At 71.8% G+C, this 16,755-nt stretch carries 17 protein-coding genes, 2 tRNA genes and 1 pseudogene; 13 read left to right on the top strand and 7 right to left on the bottom strand.

Annotation, left to right across the window (positions count from 1 at the left end; all coding sequences use genetic code 11):
* Window positions 1–27 precede the first annotated feature (27 nt).
* On the top strand, window positions 28–798 hold the full coding sequence (locus ACZ6Q9_RS16225; protein WP_393259346.1) for a CPBP family intramembrane glutamic endopeptidase: 771 nt from the start codon (window positions 28–30) through the stop codon (window positions 796–798).
* On the opposite strand, the gene ACZ6Q9_RS16230 is transcribed toward ACZ6Q9_RS16225, so the two are convergent.
* On the bottom strand, window positions 759–2,231 hold the full coding sequence (locus tag ACZ6Q9_RS16230; protein WP_396829263.1) for a hypothetical protein: 1,473 nt from the start codon (window positions 2,229–2,231) through the stop codon (window positions 759–761). The genes ACZ6Q9_RS16225 and ACZ6Q9_RS16230 overlap by 40 nt on opposite strands.
* Before the next feature lie 170 nt (window positions 2,232–2,401).
* Here ACZ6Q9_RS16230 and ACZ6Q9_RS16235 point away from each other — a divergent pair.
* The 4 genes and pseudogenes from ACZ6Q9_RS16235 to ACZ6Q9_RS16250 all read left to right on the top strand — a co-directional run bounded on the left by ACZ6Q9_RS16235 (window position 2,402) and on the right by ACZ6Q9_RS16250 (window position 3,701).
* Window positions 2,402–2,492, top strand: a tRNA-Ser gene (locus tag ACZ6Q9_RS16235).
* A gap of 36 nt (window positions 2,493–2,528) precedes the next feature.
* A tRNA-Arg gene (locus tag ACZ6Q9_RS16240) sits at window positions 2,529–2,604 on the top strand.
* 369 nt (window positions 2,605–2,973) lie between these two features.
* Window positions 2,974–3,273, top strand: a pseudogene (locus ACZ6Q9_RS16245) (PadR family transcriptional regulator); the annotation flags it as partial.
* A gap of 197 nt (window positions 3,274–3,470) precedes the next feature.
* Window positions 3,471–3,701, top strand: coding sequence for a hypothetical protein (locus ACZ6Q9_RS16250; RefSeq protein WP_396829264.1), 231 nt, complete (start codon window positions 3,471–3,473; stop codon window positions 3,699–3,701).
* 95 nt (window positions 3,702–3,796) lie between these two features.
* Here ACZ6Q9_RS16250 and ACZ6Q9_RS16255 read toward each other — a convergent pair whose 3' ends face one another.
* Window positions 3,797–6,826, bottom strand: a complete 3,030-nt coding sequence (locus ACZ6Q9_RS16255) for an AfsR/SARP family transcriptional regulator (protein WP_396829265.1) — start codon at window positions 6,824–6,826, stop codon at window positions 3,797–3,799.
* 182 nt (window positions 6,827–7,008) lie between these two features.
* Here ACZ6Q9_RS16255 and ACZ6Q9_RS16260 point away from each other — a divergent pair, with 182 nt between their 5' ends.
* The 4 genes from ACZ6Q9_RS16260 (at window position 7,009) to ACZ6Q9_RS16275 (ending at window position 9,780) form a co-directional block, all read left to right on the top strand.
* Window positions 7,009–7,605 (top strand): peptidase inhibitor family I36 protein, encoded by a 597-nt coding sequence (locus ACZ6Q9_RS16260; protein WP_396829266.1) that lies wholly within the window; start codon window positions 7,009–7,011, stop codon window positions 7,603–7,605.
* Window positions 7,606–8,275: 670 nt separating this feature from the next.
* Window positions 8,276–9,124, top strand: coding sequence for a helix-turn-helix domain-containing protein (locus tag ACZ6Q9_RS16265; protein ID WP_393259309.1), 849 nt, complete (start codon window positions 8,276–8,278; stop codon window positions 9,122–9,124).
* 28 nt (window positions 9,125–9,152) lie between these two features.
* Entirely contained in the window at window positions 9,153–9,581 is a 429-nt protein-coding gene (locus ACZ6Q9_RS16270; protein ID WP_396829267.1) for a VOC family protein, read from the top strand.
* Between the two features lie 40 nt (window positions 9,582–9,621).
* A complete protein-coding gene (locus ACZ6Q9_RS16275) occupies window positions 9,622–9,780 on the top strand; it encodes a hypothetical protein (protein WP_396829268.1) in 159 nt (52 codons plus the stop codon).
* 266 nt (window positions 9,781–10,046) lie between these two features.
* On the opposite strand, the gene ACZ6Q9_RS16280 is transcribed toward ACZ6Q9_RS16275, so the two are convergent.
* The gene (locus ACZ6Q9_RS16280) at window positions 10,047–10,424 is read right to left on the bottom strand and encodes a hypothetical protein (RefSeq protein WP_393259304.1); all 378 of its coding nucleotides are present in this window, start codon (window positions 10,422–10,424) and stop codon (window positions 10,047–10,049) included.
* Between ACZ6Q9_RS16280 and sigJ the strand changes: the two genes are divergently transcribed.
* Window positions 10,423–11,445 (top strand): RNA polymerase sigma factor SigJ, encoded by a 1,023-nt coding sequence (sigJ, locus tag ACZ6Q9_RS16285; protein ID WP_396829281.1) that lies wholly within the window; start codon window positions 10,423–10,425, stop codon window positions 11,443–11,445. The genes ACZ6Q9_RS16280 and sigJ overlap by 2 nt on opposite strands.
* 148 nt (window positions 11,446–11,593) lie before the next feature.
* Here sigJ and ACZ6Q9_RS16290 read toward each other — a convergent pair whose 3' ends face one another.
* Window positions 11,594–12,172 carry a TetR/AcrR family transcriptional regulator gene (locus ACZ6Q9_RS16290; RefSeq protein ID WP_393259300.1) on the bottom strand — a complete coding sequence of 193 codons (579 nt, stop codon included), beginning with the start codon at window positions 12,170–12,172 and terminating at the stop codon, window positions 11,594–11,596.
* Between the two features lie 88 nt (window positions 12,173–12,260).
* Here ACZ6Q9_RS16290 and ACZ6Q9_RS16295 point away from each other — a divergent pair, with 88 nt between their 5' ends.
* Both ACZ6Q9_RS16295 and ACZ6Q9_RS16300 read left to right on the top strand, forming a co-directional pair.
* Complete coding sequence (locus tag ACZ6Q9_RS16295) at window positions 12,261–12,632, top strand: DUF4267 domain-containing protein (RefSeq protein WP_393459339.1); 372 nt, start codon at window positions 12,261–12,263, stop codon at window positions 12,630–12,632.
* A 24-nt stretch (window positions 12,633–12,656) separates the two neighbouring features.
* Window positions 12,657–13,151, top strand: a complete 495-nt coding sequence (locus ACZ6Q9_RS16300) for a cupin domain-containing protein (RefSeq protein ID WP_357702244.1) — start codon at window positions 12,657–12,659, stop codon at window positions 13,149–13,151.
* Between the two features lie 169 nt (window positions 13,152–13,320).
* Here the strand turns inward: ACZ6Q9_RS16300 and ACZ6Q9_RS16305 are convergent, their stop codons facing one another.
* The 3 genes from ACZ6Q9_RS16305 to ACZ6Q9_RS16315 all read right to left on the bottom strand — a co-directional run bounded on the left by ACZ6Q9_RS16305 (window position 13,321) and on the right by ACZ6Q9_RS16315 (window position 15,823).
* Window positions 13,321–13,950 carry an Rv0361 family membrane protein gene (locus tag ACZ6Q9_RS16305; RefSeq protein WP_466021408.1) on the bottom strand — a complete coding sequence of 210 codons (630 nt, stop codon included), beginning with the start codon at window positions 13,948–13,950 and terminating at the stop codon, window positions 13,321–13,323.
* A 7-nt stretch (window positions 13,951–13,957) separates the two neighbouring features.
* On the bottom strand, window positions 13,958–14,968 hold the full coding sequence (locus ACZ6Q9_RS16310; protein WP_393459333.1) for a LuxR C-terminal-related transcriptional regulator: 1,011 nt from the start codon (window positions 14,966–14,968) through the stop codon (window positions 13,958–13,960).
* Between the two features lie 285 nt (window positions 14,969–15,253).
* Window positions 15,254–15,823, bottom strand: a complete 570-nt coding sequence (locus ACZ6Q9_RS16315; protein WP_396829270.1) for a hypothetical protein — start codon at window positions 15,821–15,823, stop codon at window positions 15,254–15,256.
* A 213-nt stretch (window positions 15,824–16,036) separates the two neighbouring features.
* On the opposite strand from ACZ6Q9_RS16315, the gene ACZ6Q9_RS16320 reads away from it, so the two are divergent.
* Complete coding sequence (locus ACZ6Q9_RS16320) at window positions 16,037–16,660, top strand: DedA family protein (protein ID WP_396829271.1); 624 nt, start codon at window positions 16,037–16,039, stop codon at window positions 16,658–16,660.
* Window positions 16,661–16,755: the final 95 nt, after the last annotated feature.

Consider the following 16,755-nt stretch of genomic DNA (forward strand, 5'->3'; position numbering starts at 1 on the left):
ACCGTCGTCGTCGGGCACAGTGGTGCGGTGACACTTGAGCTGGACCGCCCGGCGACCCGCCGGATGCTCGGCACCGAGACGCTGCTGGTGCTCGGCCTCTCCCTCGGCCAGTCCGCCGTCTACGCGACGGTGTCGATCATCGCGAAGCTGGCCGCCGACGGGCCGCTGTCGAAGCAGACCGCCGCGCTCAACACCTCGGTGTCGCCCCGGCCGTGGCTGGACCTCACGTACCAGCTGCTCGGGATCTTCTTCGCGCTGCTGCCGGTGCTGCTCGCCGTACACCTGCTGGCGCGGGACCCCGGTGACCCGGCGCGGACGCTCGGCCTGGACGTCCGGCGGCCCGGCCAGGACCTGGCCCGGGGCGCCGGCCTGGCCGCGCTGATCGGCCTGCCCGGCCTGGCGCTGTTCTGGGTGGCGGCCCAGCTCGGCGTCAACGCCACGCTGGTGCCGGCCGCGCTGCCCGAACTCTGGTGGACGGTGCCGGTGCTGGTCCTGGCCGCTGTGCAGAACTCGGTGCTGGAGGAGGTGATCGTGGTCGGCTACCTGGTCACCCGGCTGCGTCAGCTCCAGTGGCGGCTCGGTGCCGTCATCGCGACGAGCGCCCTGCTGCGCGGCTCGTACCACCTCTACCAGGGCTTCGGCGCCTTCCTGGGCAACGTGGTGATGGGCGTCGTGTTCAGCCTGTTCTACCTGCGCACCCGCCGGGTCATGCCGCTGGTCGTCGCGCACACCCTGCTCGACGTGTTCGCCTTCGTCGGCTACGCCCTGCTGCCCAGGGAGTGGTTCGACTGGCTGTGAGCCGCTGTCCGCCGGTAGGCGCTGATCGCGCGGGCGGCGAGCCGCTCGGCCCCCGCCGCGTCGCCGGCCGCTGCCGCGAGCACCGCCGCGCCCGGCAGCAGCCGGGACGCCGCCCGCAGCGCCAGCCAGCCACCGGCCTGGGCGGCGAGCGGCGCGGCCAGCCGCCACGCCGCCTCCGCCGCCCGCGGCCACGGCGCCTCACCGGGCCCGTCCGCAGCCCGGGCCGCCGCCAGTGCCGCCCCCGCGCTCCCGGCGTCCGGGTGCACGCGAGTCAGCACCAGCAGCTCCACCGCCCGGTCCGGATGGGCCGGGTCCCGGCCGTACGCCGCGGCCAGGTGCAGCACCAGGTTGGCCTGGGCCCACAGCACCGCAGCCAGCTCGGCCAGCGGCGCGAACAGCCCCGCCAGCGCGGCCGTCGCCCCGCCCGCCCCGGCCTGCCGGACGAACCGCCGGGTCGCGAGCCGGGCCAGCCCGTCGGCACCCGCATCGGGGTACGCGTCGCGCAGCCCCTGCGCCCAGTCACGGGCACGCGGGCCGAGCACCTCGACGGCGGCCAGGGCCAGCAGCTCCGGAGCGAACCCGGGATGGCCGAGCACCCGCGAGGTGATCCCCCGCAGGGCCGGTTCCGGCGTACGGCCCGACGGGGTGCTCGCCGGCCCGGCGTCGGCTGTGGTGCTCGGCACGCCGGCGGCGGACGTGTCTGCTGCTGCGGCCGGCGGCAGGTCGACGGCCTCTCGCGGCTGCTCGGCCGACGGGCTCTTCGTGGCGCCCGTCTTCCTCGCGGGAGTCTTCCTGGCGGGGGCCTTCTTGGCCCCGGTCTTCTCGGCCGGGGTGGCGGTGCCTGCGGTGGCCTTCCGGGCAGGGGCGGTGGCCCGCGCTGCGGTGGCTTCCTCGACCGGGGTTCCGGCGGCGGTCTTCTTCGCGGGGGGCTTGCTGGCGGGGGTGGCGCGGCGCGTTCGCTCCGCGGCGGCCGGCGCGAGCGACCCCTCGCCCGGCGCCTTTGCCGCCACCGGCCCCGCTGACGTGCCCTCGTCCGGGCCGTTCGTCCCCGCCGTCCCGGCAGGGACGTCGGTCGGTGTCCCCAGACTGGTGGCTCCGGTGGTCACGGGATCCGCGCCGCTCGTGTGTGGGACGCCACTCTGCCCGACCGCCCCGGCCCGGTCGGCGCGCTCGCGGGGCGCCGGACCGGCCGAACGATCGGCCTGGCGAGGCAGCGGCGGGTCGTCCGCAGGTGGCTGGAAGAGCACCGCCGGGGCCGGCTTCACCCGCCGGGGGCGCTCCTCGGCATCCTCCGCCGGCCGGGCCGGCGAGGGCGCGGGCGGCGCCGGCTCCGGTGGCGCGGGCGGCGGCGTGAAGGTCGGCTTCGGGGAGCGCCGCCGCGCCCCCTCAGCAGGCTCTCGTCGGGTCGGCTCGCGCGGCGGCTGCTCCTGCATATCGATGGAGCCTAGTCCCGATCACGCTCGCGCACAGCCGGGATACCGACCGCCTGGCGGCCCCCGAGTGCTCCGGCCTGCCGGGCGGTCGGTCGGTCGGGGGAAGTCGCTTTGCTCCCGATCGCTGCGGGCATGTATCCTCGGGCGCGGTGGTCTGCAGGGGCCACCAGGGAGACTTCGCCTAGTCTGGTCTATGGCGCCGCACTGCTAATGCGGTTGGGGTCTTAAAGCCCCTCCCGGGTTCGAATCCCGGAGTCTCCGCGCGAAAGCCGGTTGTGTAGACTGGCCGAGCACCAAGCGCCCGTAGCTCAATGGATAGAGCATCTGACTACGGATCAGAAGGTTAGGGGTTCGAGTCCCTTCGGGCGCACCAGATCGTAAGGGCCTGACCTGCGGAAACGCGGGTCAGGCCCTTCGCTTGTCCGTCCCTTGTGGACGCGTGGCTGCTCGGTGGCTGCTCGTCCGACGAGCATCCCCTACGTCCTGCCCTGTCCGGTGGGGTCCATGGCGTCCGGTCCGGTCCATCGGGGCCCGGGGCAGATGATCACCGGATCAACGCGAACATCGAGGTAGTGGCCGCGGTATTCACCGGGACGCGGCCGTTTGGAGCGTTACCGGCACGTGGTTGGCATGCGACCTAGATCAGCTGGGTTAGGACCTGATTGGCGATTTGCCCCTCCTATACCTTCGCGGTCGATATGTTGCGGGCGTGGACACACCGCTGCGGGAACCGACCTTCTGAATCCTCACCGCTCTCGCCGGCCCGGCACTGCACGGCTACGGGATCATCAGGGAGGTGGCTGCCCTGTCCGAGGGCCGGCTGTCCATGCGGCCTGGCACCTTGTATGGCGCGCTCGACCGGTTGACGGAAGCGGGCCTCATCGAGGTCGACCGGGAGGAGGTCGTCGACGGCCGCCTGCGCCGCTACTACCGCCTCTCCGCCACCGGTAGTGCCACCCTCGCTGGTGGGACCGAGCGCCTGCGGCGCAACGTGGAGGCAGCGACCGCCCGCCTGGGCAACCCGACGCGCGCCGCCCGGCCCATCGCCGCCCACGGACCTGAGCGTGGCGCTCGACCAGTTGCGACTCGCCGTCGAGCGGATCTGGTGATGGACGTCGAATCTTTGCGCCGCATCTGCGGCGACATGGTGGCGGCGATGACCCGGGCCGCCGAGTTCGCCGAGCGGGCGCCGCACACCGAGTAGGAGGCCACATCCCCGACGGGGAGGTCACCGTCCGGGTGTCCGGGGCGAAGGAGCTGCTGGAGATCTGGATCAACACGCGGGCGAAACGGACCGTCGACAACCTCACGCTCGGCGAACTGGTGACGCAGATGATCCGCGCCGCCGAGCTGCGGGCCGATGACGCGCGGGCGCAGTTGCTCGACGGAACGTCCATCGGCGGGTTCGCGGTCGGTGACGTCCTGCGCGACCCCGGCCAACTGCTGTCCCGCTTCCAGCCCGGGCGCTGAGCCGCGGAGCTCGGCCTGGCTCGCTGTCGAGCGCGGCGAGCAGCCCTGTGCCCACCGGCCCACCAGCCGATTCCGGCCGACCGCCGCCGGCGGGTTCATTCGGACGATGCCGGATCGAGGCGGGCCAGGTGGGCGCGGACGGCGTCGGTGCTGGTCTCCTCGTCCTCGGTCTGGTCGACCCCGAGCCCGGTCAGCAGGGCCAGGGCCTGCTGCCAGTGGCCGCGGGCCGACTCGAACCGCCCGAGGGCGTGCTGGGCGTGGGCGAGCCCGTCGTGGGCGCGGGCCTGGTCGAGGGGCTGACCCAACTCGTCCGCCAGGGCGAGGGCCCGCGCGTGCTGGTCGACGGCGGTCGCCGGATCGCCGGTGGCGTACCGGATCCGGCCCAGGCCCTGCCGGGCCTCGAACTCGAGATTTCGGTCCCGGGCTTCCCCGGCCAGGTCGAGCAGTTGCCGGAAGTGGGCCACGGCCTCGGGGTACCGGCCCTGGGCGCGGAGGATGTCGCCCAGGCCGTTCAGCGCGTCCAGCTCACCCCGGTGGTGGCCGGTTTCCCGGGCCAACGCCAGCGCCTGCCGGTAGTGCTCGGCAGCCCGCTCCTGCCGCCGCTGGGTGCGGTGCACCAGGCCGAGCCCGTTGAGCGCGTCCAGTTCGCGGGGCCGGTGGCCGGTCTCCCGGGCGATCCGCAGCACCTGCTCCAGGTGGTCGATGGCCTGCTCGGGGCGGCCCTGCCGGCGGTGGACGTGGCCGAGACCGTGTAGCGCGTCCAGCGTGCCGCGGCGACGGTCGGTCTCCTCGGCGATCCGCAGGACCTGGCGGTAACAGTCGGTGGCCTCGGCGTACCGGCCCTGGGATCGGTGGACGTCACCGAGACCGGCGAGGGCGTCGAGTTCGCCGGCCCGCTCGCCGGTCGCGCGCGCGATTCGCAGCGCCTGCCGGAAGTCGTCGATGGCCTCGGCGTTGCGCCCCTGGGACCGGTGGATGTGCCCGAGGTCGTTCCAGGCGGTCAGCTCGTCCGTCGGCCGGTCGGCCGTCCGGGCGGACGCGAGTGCCTGGTGGTGCAGGACCTCGGCGGTCGGGTACCGGCCCCGGGTGTGCAGGTGCCGGTGCAGGGTGGCCGACAGGTACGGCAGGTACGCGGTCATGCCGTGCGTGCCGGCGTGACGCGCGGCGGCCAGCAGGTTGGGCAGCTCGGCGTCCAGCCAGTCCAGCGCGGTCGCCTGGTCGGGCAGGTCGACGGTGGGGGTACCGGCGGGCGGGTCCGGCGGCGGCGGCCGCCGTGCGTAGGGGTAGGCGACCGCCGTCGCCCGTGCCGCGGTGTGCCGGTAGTGGTCGAGCAGCCGGATCAGCGCCGCTTCGGTCTGTGCCGCCTGGTCCGGGCCGGCCGTGCCGGCCGCGTGGGTGCGGACCAGGTCGTGGAACCGGTACCGGCCCGGGACCGGCTCCTGGAGCAGGTGGGTGTCGAGGAGCTGGTCGACCGTCCGCCCGGCCTGCCGCACCGGCACCCCGAGGAGCGCGGCCATGGCGTACGGGTCGATGTCGGGGCCCGGGTGCCGGCCCAGCAGGCGGTACGCGTCCTGCTGGGCACGGTTCAGATGCCGGTAGGACAGGTCGAGGGCGGCGGTGACGCTGCGCTGGCCGGCGTCGAGTTCGGCCAGTCGGTGTTCCTGGTCGCGCAGCCGCAGCACCAGGTGGGACAGATTCCAGGCGGGATGGGAGCGCAGCCGGGCGGCGGCGATGCGGATCGCCAGCGGCAGCCGGCCGCACAGTTCCACCACCTCGATCAGCAGTTCGGTCGACGGGCTGCCGAGCCGGTCCCGGCCGACGGTCCGCTCGAACAGCGCGACCCCGTCCGGGGTGGGCAGGGTGTCCAGGGAGAGCGCACCGGTGTGGTCGAGGCCGGTCAACCGGTGCCGGCTGGTGATGAGGACCAGGCAGCCGGGCGCACCGGGCAGCAGCGGCGCCACCTGTGCCTCGGTGGCGGCGTTGTCCAGCACGATCAGCATCCGCTGGTCGGCCAGCCGGGTGCGGTACAGTCCGGCCCGTTCCTGGAGCCCGGCCGGGATCTGCGGGCCCGGGACACCGAGGGAGCGCAGCAGGTGGTCGAGGACCTCGCCCGGCTCGCGGGGCGACATCCCGGGCGTGTGGCCGTGCAGATCGACGAAGAGCTGGCCGTCCGGGTAGCGGTCGGCGATCCGGTGGGCCGTGTGGACGGCGAGGGCGGTCTTGCCCACTCCGGCCATCCCGTCGATGGCGCTGATCACCACCGTGGCGGCGTCCCGGACCCGGTCGAGGGCGGCCAGCTCGCGCGTCCGGCCGGTGAACGACGGCGGCGGGGTCGGGAGCTGCCGGGGTACCAGCCGGGCCGTGCCCCGCCCGGCCGGCACGGGTTCCCCGCGCAGGATGGCCCGGTGCAGGTTCCGCAGTTCCGGGCCGGGGTCGGTGCCGAGCTGCTCGGCCAGCCGCGCCCGGGTGACCGCGTAGTGCGCCAGGGCCTCGGCGCCCCGGCCGGCGGCGTGCAGCGCCTGCATCGACACCGCGACCAGGGGTTCGACCAACGGGTGGTCGACCACCAGGTCGGGCAGTCGCCCGAGGACGGCGTCGTGGTTGCCCAGTCGCAGCTCGGTCCGGGCCCACGCCACCACGGCGGCCAACCAGTGCTGCTGCCAGCCGTCGCGCAAGCGGGCGAACCACCCGCCGGACAGGTCCACCACCGGGTCGCCCCGCCACAGGTCCAGTGCCTGGCGCAGCAGCGTCACGCGTTGGATGTCGTCGTACCGGCCGTCGCGGGCCTGGTCCACCAGACGTTGGAAGCGGTGCAGGTCGACCCGGTCCGGGTCGAGGTCCAGCAGGTATCCGGCGGGCCGGCGGTCCAGCCGGGCAGCGCCGCCGTCCAGCTCGGCGGCCCGGTCGAGCAGGCGCCGGATCCGCATGATGTGCGCGTACAGCGCGTTGCGGGCCTCGGCGGGCGGCGGATCGTCCCAGACCCGGTCCACCAGGGTCTCCACCCGGACCGGCCGGCCGGCGTCCACGGCCAGCGCCGCGAACACCGCCCGCTGCTTGGGTGGGCCGAGGGCGAGCGGCTGGCCGGCCGCGCGCGCCTCCATCGCGCCGAGTAACCGGACCTCCATGCCTCCTCCGCGTCCTGGGCGACTGGTCGGTACTGGTCAACGCTATGCGGCGCCGGCAGCTAAGACCTTCGTAAGGTCGCCAACCAGACCGTGCCGGCAGGGTCGAGGAACAGCAGTCGGCGGCTCCGGGCTCGTACGAGGGGGGAGCCCAGTGCCGCCGCCCGACCCTGAAGGGGGTACCCATGAAACTCGCGGCACGAATGATGGCCGTTCTCGGACTGGCCGCGGTGCTCGGCCCGGCGCTGGTGGTCGGCGGGCCGGCCGGACCGGTCTCCGCGGCCGAGCCGGACCGCCCCGCGCAGGCCACCACCGTCGGTGACCGGACCGAGCGGGTCCGCAAGGCCTACCGGATCGAGCCGGACGGCACGGCGCGGGAGGTCACGTCGACGGCCGGGGTCGGCCCGACCGGCAGTACGTACGCCTACGTCGTCTACCCCGCCTACGAATCGGACTGCTGGTCCGGGGAGATGTGCATCTGGACCGGGGACTACTACAGCGGCTGGGGCCTCATCATGGGCGGCAGCTACGCCTCGTGCCAGGGCTGGCGGTTCGAGAACACGGTCTTCCAGGACCACACCTGGTCGATCTGGAACCGGGTGCCCGGCGGAACGTCCTCGATCTGGGACCGGTACGCCGACGGCTCGTACCGCTACACCAAGTACGCGCGGCTGGCCACCGGGTACAAGCACGACACCCGGTTCAGTCTGATCATGGACGCGTGGACATTCGACCCGGCCAACAACTGCCGGAGCCTCAACCTGAGGCACGTGGACTTCTGACCGACAGGGTGCGGTCGCCCCGCCCCGGGCGACCGCACCCGTGCGCGGCGTGCCGGCGACGTGACCTGACCGCAGAGCTCCGTTGCGGCAACACTTGACTCCATGCTGCTCCGTGGCTGCTCGGACGTCGGCGAACTGGTCCGGATGCGCAGGGAGTGCTCGGATCCTGGGCCTCATCTCGCGGCGACTGGTGATCGATGAAAGCCGATGTAGGGCCAGATGCATGCCTCCGCTGTGCGGGCGGAAGGAAGCATCTCCGGCGCCACTCGACGACCGACGAGGATCTCCGCCCAGAACCCCGACGTGGCCGTCTGCCTCGTGTGCCGGCACAGTGGTGGAACCGCCTACAACGCGGATCAAGGTGACTGTGTCCGCGGCGAGTCCGACGACACCATCTGGTCCCTGAAGGAGTGCCGGAACGGCACCTTGCTCGGTTCGAAGGGAAGAGCTCAACCCGTAACTGCGAGGAGGTCCCCGGGTACCAACGGGATCGCTACTTCACCGTGGCGGGCATGCCCGACCTGAACGTACGCCTGTGCCTGAAGCTGAATGGTTCAGGCGGCGGCTGATCCCTCAGAGCCCCGGCAAGAGCGGCACGCGGCGCCCGGGCCTACTACGACGTCCAGCGGGCCAGCGTCGGTTGCACGGCCCACCGCCGTACTGTTGCAGGGTGACCGTGCCTGCCGATCACATGTCCACCGTCTTGGCGCCGTTCGTGGTGACGCTGGAGGCATACGATCTTGGGCCGGGTCCGGTCGGCGTTCATCGCGGGCTGCCATCGTCCACGGTGTCGATCACGATTCCCCAGGAGGACTCGCTCGAGATCGGGTGGATCGGACGGCCCGGCTCGCGCCAGAAGCTACGGGCCGTGGTCGCCGGACTCCACTTGGATGCGGCCGAGCTGAGGCAAGAGCGGTGCACGCGCGGGGTGTACGTGACGCTCAGCCCACTGGGTGCCAGCACACTGCTGGGGCTTCCGGCATCGGCTCTGGCCGGGCAGGTCGCCGACCTCGCCGATGTCGTCCCGGCGATGGCCGACCTGCCGGAGCGCCTGATGGCCTGCCGATCCTGGCCAAGCCGTCGCGCACTCGTCGAGCGCTGCCTGGTCAGTGGCCTGTTTCGTCATGGCGAGCGCGCGAACCACGACGAACTGCGCGCAACGCTGGCGGTCCTGTCCGAGGCCAGCCGGGTGCAGGAGGCCGCTGAGCTACTCGGATGCTCCCGACGGCACCTGAGTAGTACGGTCCGTGCCGAGTTCGGGGTGACGCCGAAGGAGTACCAACGGCTCGTTCGCTTCGAGACTGCCCGGGGCCGGCTCGTGGCCGCCGCCAATGCCGGAAGGCTCAGTCTGGCAGCGGTGGCCGCCGCCTCGGGTTTCGCCGATCAGGCCCATCTCACCCGCGAGTGGCGGGCCATGGCCGCGTGCACCCCGATGGAGTGGCTACGCGCCGAGGGCCTGGCTCCGCGGTGTGTGCCAGCCGATGATCGGCCAACCGGCAAGGAGCGCGCGGGCGGTTGACGACCGGTGTGGCCGGATTCGTTCCCAGATGTTCAAGACTCTGCCGCCGCCCGATCCCATGATGGGGGGCATGAAGTCGCTTTCCCCTCGTCTGATCGTCTCCGATCCGGACTCTGCGTCGGCGTTCTACCAGGTTGCCCTCGGCGCCGAGGAAGTGTTCCGGGCCCCACCGGGCGACGATGGCCGACCCACCGTCGTCGATCACCGTATCGCTCGTTGGTCCTTCCGGGTCTCGCCTGCCGTCTCGTCGTGGGGGTGGCTCTCACCGGATGATATCGGTGGATCCGCGGTCCTCCTCGAGATCGAGGTCGATGACCCGGACGGAGTAGGCGACCGCATGATCGCCCACGGCGCCGAGGTGATCGTGCCTATCGAGAACCGGCCCTACGGCAAGCGCTCGGGTCGCATCCGTGACCCGTTCGGCCATCTCTGGATCATCACAGGCGAGCTACGCTGAGGCCCGACCGGCGACCCGTTGAGCACAGGTCGTCGGCTACATGACCAACAACTGCGTGCCGGCCTCCGCCGCCGAGGCCGAGACCCACGGCCCGGCCGCCGAAGTCTTCTCCGACGCCACCGGAGCGATCAACAGCGCAAACGAGGCCGGCTTCGCCGGCGCCCGCGCGACTGACAACTGTCACCGTGGCGAGGCGTAGTCAAGTACCGATGGACGCTCAGCGAGGACCTGCCATGCCCGGCAGGTCCTCGCTGAGCCGGAAGGCTCGTACGGAAACGCGGGTCAGGCTCTTTGCTTTGTCTGTTCCGTGCGGACGTGTGGCTGCTCGGCGGCTGCTCGCCCGACGAGCATCCCCTGCGTTCCGCCTGATCCGGGCGGTTCCGGGAGCGTCCGGTTCGGTCCAGCGGGAATCCGGGGCTGATGATCGCTGAAGCAACCGACGGATCTCAATATCGTCCTGGTCCGCTATCGGACCTCAGGCCGGGCCAGCGCCAGCACACTCAGGCCGAACATCAAGACACCCAGGGGGAGGTGGACCGACGGGACGTGCGCGATGCCCAGCACGACCTGGACCGAGGCGAGTACGAGGAATCCTGACGCGTGCCAGACAGGCCGGGGCGAGCTGCCGCCGGGCTTCCACGCCAGCACCGCCGCGAGCACGTACAGCATCGACGCCCCGTACATCACACGGGCTCCGACGCTGTGCAGCGTCTCTCCGTAGGACGAGGTCAGCAGCAGTCCGGCGGAGACCGCCTGAAGGAAGATGGTCAGGGTCTGCAGGGCGATCGCGATCTGCAGGAACGAGGAACTGCGTTGTGCGTTCGCCGTCACCTGGGTGGCCATGTCACAGTCCCCTTTTCCGCCCTCGGGCAGTAGGTCGATAAGGTCTCACCAGTCCGACGACGCGGGCCTGCAGAAGGTAAGGCGAGGGGCGGCCGGAAGCATGGGGACTGTCGCGACCAGCGCAGATGAGATAGTCGGCGAGCGACGTCAACTGATCAATGTCGCTTACCGGTTGCTCGGTTCGGTGACCGAGGCCGAGGACGCCGTACAGGATGCCTACGCACGCTGGTACGGGCTGCCGCGAAGCCGGCAGGAGGAGATCCTGTCCCCCGGTGCCTGGCTGACGACGGTGACCAGCCGCATCTGCCTGGACCTGCTCGGCTCGGCGCGGGCCCGCCGTGAACGCTATGTCGGCGCGTGGCTGCCCGAGCCGCTGCCCGACCGCACCGAGTGGGACCACGCAGGCGGCGCCGGCCCCTCCGACGGTGCAGACCCCGCCGACCAGATCGTTCTGGACGAGTCGGTGGCCATGGCCTTCCTCGTCGTCCTGGAGTCGATGACGCCCGCCGAGCGGGTGGCGTTCGTCCTGCACGAGGTCTTCCGGTACCCGTTCGCCGAGATCGCCGAGGTTCTCGGCCGGAGCCCCGCGGCCTGCAAGCAGCTGGCGGCCTCCGCCCGGCGGCGGGTGAGCGCCGCGCGCGCTCGGGTGACGGCGACCGGCCAGGCCGACGTGGTGAGGCACGTCAAAGAGGCATGGGAGGCCAAGGACGTCGCAGCCCTCGTCGGTCTCCTCAACCCGGCTGCCGTGATGACCGCCGACGGCGGCGGCATGGTCGGCACCGTCCTGCGCCCGGTCGAGGGCGGCGCGCGCATCGCCCAGTACATGGTCGCCATTGCCGACAAGGCTCCGGGGCTCGAACTCCTGGAGCGGTCGGTCAACGGTGTGCCGGGCCTGGTGGCCCACCGTGCGGGCGTCGTCGTGACCGTAGCCTCGTTCGACGTCGCCGACGGGCGTGTCACCCGGATCTGGGCGGTCCGCAACCCGGAGAAGCTGCGGCCGTGGGCGCGGGAGGCTAGCTAGCCCTCGCTCTGCAGAGCGTGCGTCGGCCTCCTCCTCTAACGCCCAGATATGGGAGCCGTCGACCACGGCCCGGGAGAAGTACAGGGCGTTCGTGCTGCGGCGACGGGTGCGTGGTCGGCCATCGGGTGCACTCCTCCCTGCGGTCAGCTCACCCTGGCTGGGTGAAGCGGTCGACCAGCAGGGCCAGCCGCCGCTCGTGCTCCTCCCGCCGGAGCCGGCCGCTGCGCATCAGCGTGACCAGGCCGTGCACTCCACTCCAGAAGGTCTCGGTGAACGTCTCCAGGTCGTCGTCGCCGGCGACCGGGCGCAGGCTCTCGGCCAGCTCGGCGAAAGCCCGGGCCAGGTCCACCGGCACGTCCTGGCTGGCGAAGGGCAGGTCGACGGCGAGGTTGAACATCGCGTCGTAGAGGGCGGGCCGCCGCTCGGCGAACGCGGCGTACGCTGCGGCGACGTCGGCCACGGCCTGCCGCGGGTCGGTTACGGCGGCCCGGGCGGCGGCGAGTTCGTCGGCCAGGTCACCGAAGCCTTCCACGGCGACCGCCGCCATGATCGCGTCCTTGCCCTTGAAGTGGCTGTAGAGGACGGGCTGGCTGTACTCGATCTCGGCTGCGAGCCGACGGGTGGTGACCGCGTCCCAGCCTTCCGACTCCGCCAGCTCGCGGGCCGCTGCGACGATCGCCCGCTCCCGTTCCGCCCGCTCCCGCTCCCGGCGTGCCTGAATCGACATGACCGAAACTCTAGCATCGCTAGTCTATCTGCCGCCGCTCTGCTACCTTCGCTCGCATATCTAGCGCTGCTAGCGTTCGGAGTCGAACATGCTCAGCCCCCTCGCCTACGGGCTCGCCATCGTCCTCAGCCTCTTCGTCGTCCTCATCGGTGCCCGGTTCCTCCTGGCGCCCCTGGCCGCGGCCGCCGGCTACGGCGTCCCGGCCACAGCGGACGGCGACCCCGCCTACCTCACGATCAAGGGCCTGCGCGACCTCAGCTACGGCCTGCTCGGCCTCGCCCTGATCGCCTTCACCACCGCCGACGCGGTCGCCTGGTTCATGCTGATCGTCGCGCTCAACCCGTTGGGGGACACCGTCGTCGTGCTCCGGCACGGCGGCACGAAGGCCGCTGCCTTCGGCATCCACTTCGCCACAGCCGTGGTCGTGGTTCTCGACGCCATCCTGCTGTTCGCCCTGTAGACACCCCCGCGAAGGAGCCGTCCGATGTCCCTGATCACGCCCGAGTTCGACAGGTCCGTCGTCGTTCGCGACGCCGACGCCGAGGTGGTGGGGCGGGCCCCGACCACGATCCGGCTGCTCGCCGACAGCAGTGCCACCGGTGGCGCCCTCTCCACCCAGCGGGTCACCCTGACCGACGGCGCGGACGGCGCCCGGCCGCACCACCACGCCAACTCGGCCGAGCTGTTCTACCTGCTGGACGGCACCGCGCAACTGCTCTCCGGCGAGCAGGTCGTCACCGCCGAGCGCGGCGACCTGGTGATCGTGCCGCCTGGCGTGGCGCACGCGTTCGCCGCCGCCCCGGGCGAGAACGCCGACATCCTCATCGTCATCACCCCCGGCGTCGAACGGTTCGAGTACTTCCGGCACCTGGAGCGGATCGCCTACGGCAAGGTGCCGCCGGAGAGCCTGCTGGAGGTGCAGGAGTTGTACGACACGTACTTTCGGGGCAGCCCCGCCTGGGATGCCGCCCGTCGTTGACCGGCGACCGGACTCGCGACTGTCGACTCTGGTCGCCGGTCCGGCCAGCCGGCGGCCGTATCGGCGGGGCGCGGTGCAGTCATGACGAAGGTGCGCAGGCCTGGCCCAGCGGCAGCCTTGACATCCGGGAGGGGGCGAGACCGCATGTCGCGGTCGCGCCCCTACCGAATCAGTCCCGCGTCTCGTCGACGTCGCAGACCTTCCAGTCGCCGTCCTCTTTGAGGAGGGCCATGGTGATGTTGCCGGTCCTGATCTTGCCGTCGTCGGTTCCGGTGTACTCCGCGGTCACGGTCGCCGAGTTCTCGCGCTCCTTGCTGGATGTGATCTCCCAGTCCAGCAGGCCTTCGTCGTCATCCCACTCGTCGCCGTCGATCCGTCTCTGCTCACTGGCGCAGATCACCGCCCGTAGGTCATCGAGGCTTCTGTCCTGGACGGCGGAGAGGTACTTCTCCGCCACGTCCTCGGCGTCGTCCTTGAACGCGACCCGGTAACCGAAAATGCCGAAGCCGCAGCAGAGCAGGAGCAGCAACGCACCCGCCCCGGCGATCAGCCCATTCCTTGTGTTCTTCAAGATGATTATCGATCCATTGAGAGGTGCGGCATCGCCGGGAGCAGCCCGGCGATGCCAGGCTAATGAGTAGGCCGGGCGACGCCAGGCCTGATGAGGTGTCCGCCTGCGGCCATGACCGCATTCGGACAGGCCGGGCCAGCGCTCGTGGCGACCACGCGTCCCCATCCTCTGCTCAGCACGGTGGCGAACCCGCCGAGCTTGCCTCGTGGCGGCTGGCGGGTTCGCCATCGGCGGCTCAGGAGTGGAACGGCTCGGGTCCCGGTGCCGGCTGGGGTGTGTCGTCGAGCCAGCCGAGGCGTACTGCCCGCACACCGAGCTCGAACCGGCTGCTCGCGCCGACCCGGTCGGTCAGGTCGGCGATCATCCGCCGGACGGTGCGGGCGGACACGCTGAACTGCCGGGCGATGCTCTCGTCCTTGGCGCCCATCGCGAGCAGTTGGAGCAGTTGCCGCTGCTGCCGGGTCAGCTCGCCCGGCGGTTGGGTGGCCTGCAGTTCGATCGGCACCGCGGACAGCCAGTGTCGGCCGAACAGGTCGGCGGCAGCCGCCACGAGGCCCGGGTGGGACACCCGGATGACGCCCCGCTGGTTGTCCGCCGGGTCGATGCCAATCACCACGTACCGGTCATCGACGACGAACGTCCAGACCGGCAGGGTCGGCGTGGTTCGAACCTCCACGCCATTGTCATGAACCCGCCGGGCGCCGGCGGCCAGCCGCGGATCGTTCACGATGCTGTCCAGCAGGATCAGCTGTACCCGGATCCCACGCGCACTGGCGAACTCCGCCAGCCGGTACGCCGGGTCGTAGTCGGTGCTGGTCTCCAGCCCTGGCGGCCCTCCGGCGGCAGCCAGGCACTGGATGCTCGTCGTTGCCTTCGCCGCGATCTCCTCCACGCACAGCCAGGCGGCGTCCCGGTCGTCGAGCAGCTCGACGTCGTGCAGTAGCGCGGGACTGGCCCGGAAGCTGGCCGACATCTCCGCGACGGCTGCCCGGGTCAGCTCCACCGCCCGCGTCTGGCGAGCGAGCCGTGCCTCGGCGTACGACAGCAGCGACGCGAACCCGACGGCCGGGTTCACCGGCCGGATCTGCTCGGCGTGGGGCCGCCGGAGCAGTCCGATTTCCATAAGACGCTGCACCGCCGTGTCGACCTTCGCCGCCGGCTGGTCCACGGCGGCGCGGAGCTGTTCCAGACTCCACACGGGGCGCCGAAGGGCAGCCCGGTAGACCAGCTCGCACGTTTCGTCCACGCCGAGCTCCGCAAGCATCAACGCTTCTCCCTCTCCCGCCAAGCCATGCTGGGGGAAGAGGTTAGTAGTGCCTTGTGAGGTTGGGACGAGTTGGTGGCAGAGGGGGCAGAAATGAGCACCCTGCCGGGGCCACCATATTCATGAGCCACACCAGCCCGCGATCATGACGCTACGGCTGCGGCGGGCGGCGAGGACCAGGTTGGCGGTGCCATGGCGTAGGTCGTGCTGTCGCACTTGGGGCAACCCGTGCGGTCGGCGAGTTTGTGGGATCGGCACCCAGCGCGATCAGCACTTCATGGCGGCGAGCAGCCCGAGATCCGGATCGAGCGCGCCGGCCTGGCCCAGCGAGCGGAAGTCTGCCTCGACCGCCGCCCGCTCGAGCGCCCCCGCCCGTACCGCGTGGTAGCGCACGACGGACCAGAGGAAGACGTCGAGACTGTCGAAGCGCGTGTTGCCCTCGACGACCTCCTCCTCGTGGAACCAGAGGCCGACCTGCCCGTCGGCGAGCACCACGTAGAGGTTGCCTCCGCCGTCGGCGCCGATCGCGTAGACGTCGTCGTCGGTGAGTTCGGTCTGGTAGTCGGCGTCCAGGATCCCGCAGCCGTTCGCAGCGAAGTCGAATCCGTAGGACCAGTCGTACACGTCCAGGAATTGCGGCATGCGCCCCGACCGCACCCGCCGGTCGAACGCCGCCAGCGCAGCCGCGCCCGTCGGCGGCAGGCGGTCGAGCATCGGCGTCACCGGCCGGGTCTCCTCGGGAACCGTGACCGGTGAACGGTCGGAGAACCACCGTGCGAGGTCGGCGTCGAGGTCGCGCTCGACGTAGCCGGAAAGGTCGTCAAGACTGAGCGTCATCGGCGAAGGCTAACCGCGACCTCCGACGGCGACGACAGCACCAAAGGCTACGCCCGGCAGGCCCACTACCGGCAGAGCCTTGCAAGCAACCGTTAAGCCCGCTCGCCTGGCCGGCGGCTTCACTCTCGGCGCGGTCGATGTCGGTTTCGACCGCCCGGCGGTGAGGAGGGGTTCTTGGCCGCAAATCAACCGGTTGTGGGCGACAATCAGAGGGTGGACCGGGTGGTGGCGGTGCTTACCGGGTTACCGCCGGTCCTCGTCCTGGCCCTGGTGTTCGTGTTGCCGGCCCTGGAGTCCTCGACCCTGCTCGGGCTGGTCGTACCGGGCGAGACGGCGATCCTGATCGGGGGGCTCGTGGCGCACACCGGTGAGCTGCCGCTGTGGGCGGTGGTCATCGCCGGGACGGCTGGGGCGTGTCTGGGTGACCAGGTCGGCTACGCGCTGGGCCGACGGTACGGCCCGGGGATGCTCGCCCGAGCCTCCGGGTCGGCGCGCCGGCGCGCCGACATCCGGCTTGCCCGCCGCCTGATCGCCCGGCGCGGTGCGTGGGCGGTGATGGTGGGCCGGTGGGTGGCGGTCCTGCGGGCCGTGGTGCCGATGGTCGCTGGCGCCGGCGGGATGCCGTGGCCGCCGTTCCTGCGGGCGAACCTGGCCGGCGGGCTGGTGTGGGCGACGACCGTGGCGCTGCTCGGCTACCTGGGCGCGGCCTCCTACCATCGGCTGGAGCGTGAGCTGGGGATCGGCGAGTGGGCCCTGCTGGCCGTGATCGCCGCCGGCGTGGTGCTGCACTTGTGGCGGCGGCACCGCCAGGTCCGGCAGGGTCGGGCCGACCGCTGACCGGTGCGCCAACTGTCCACGGGGGCGCCCACGGCCGGGCTGTCTGGGCAGCGGGCCACCGACCTGCTGCGTGACCACGGAGCCAACCGGATCGA

The sequence above is a fragment of the Micromonospora sp. NPDC049139 genome (genome assembly GCF_055586845.1).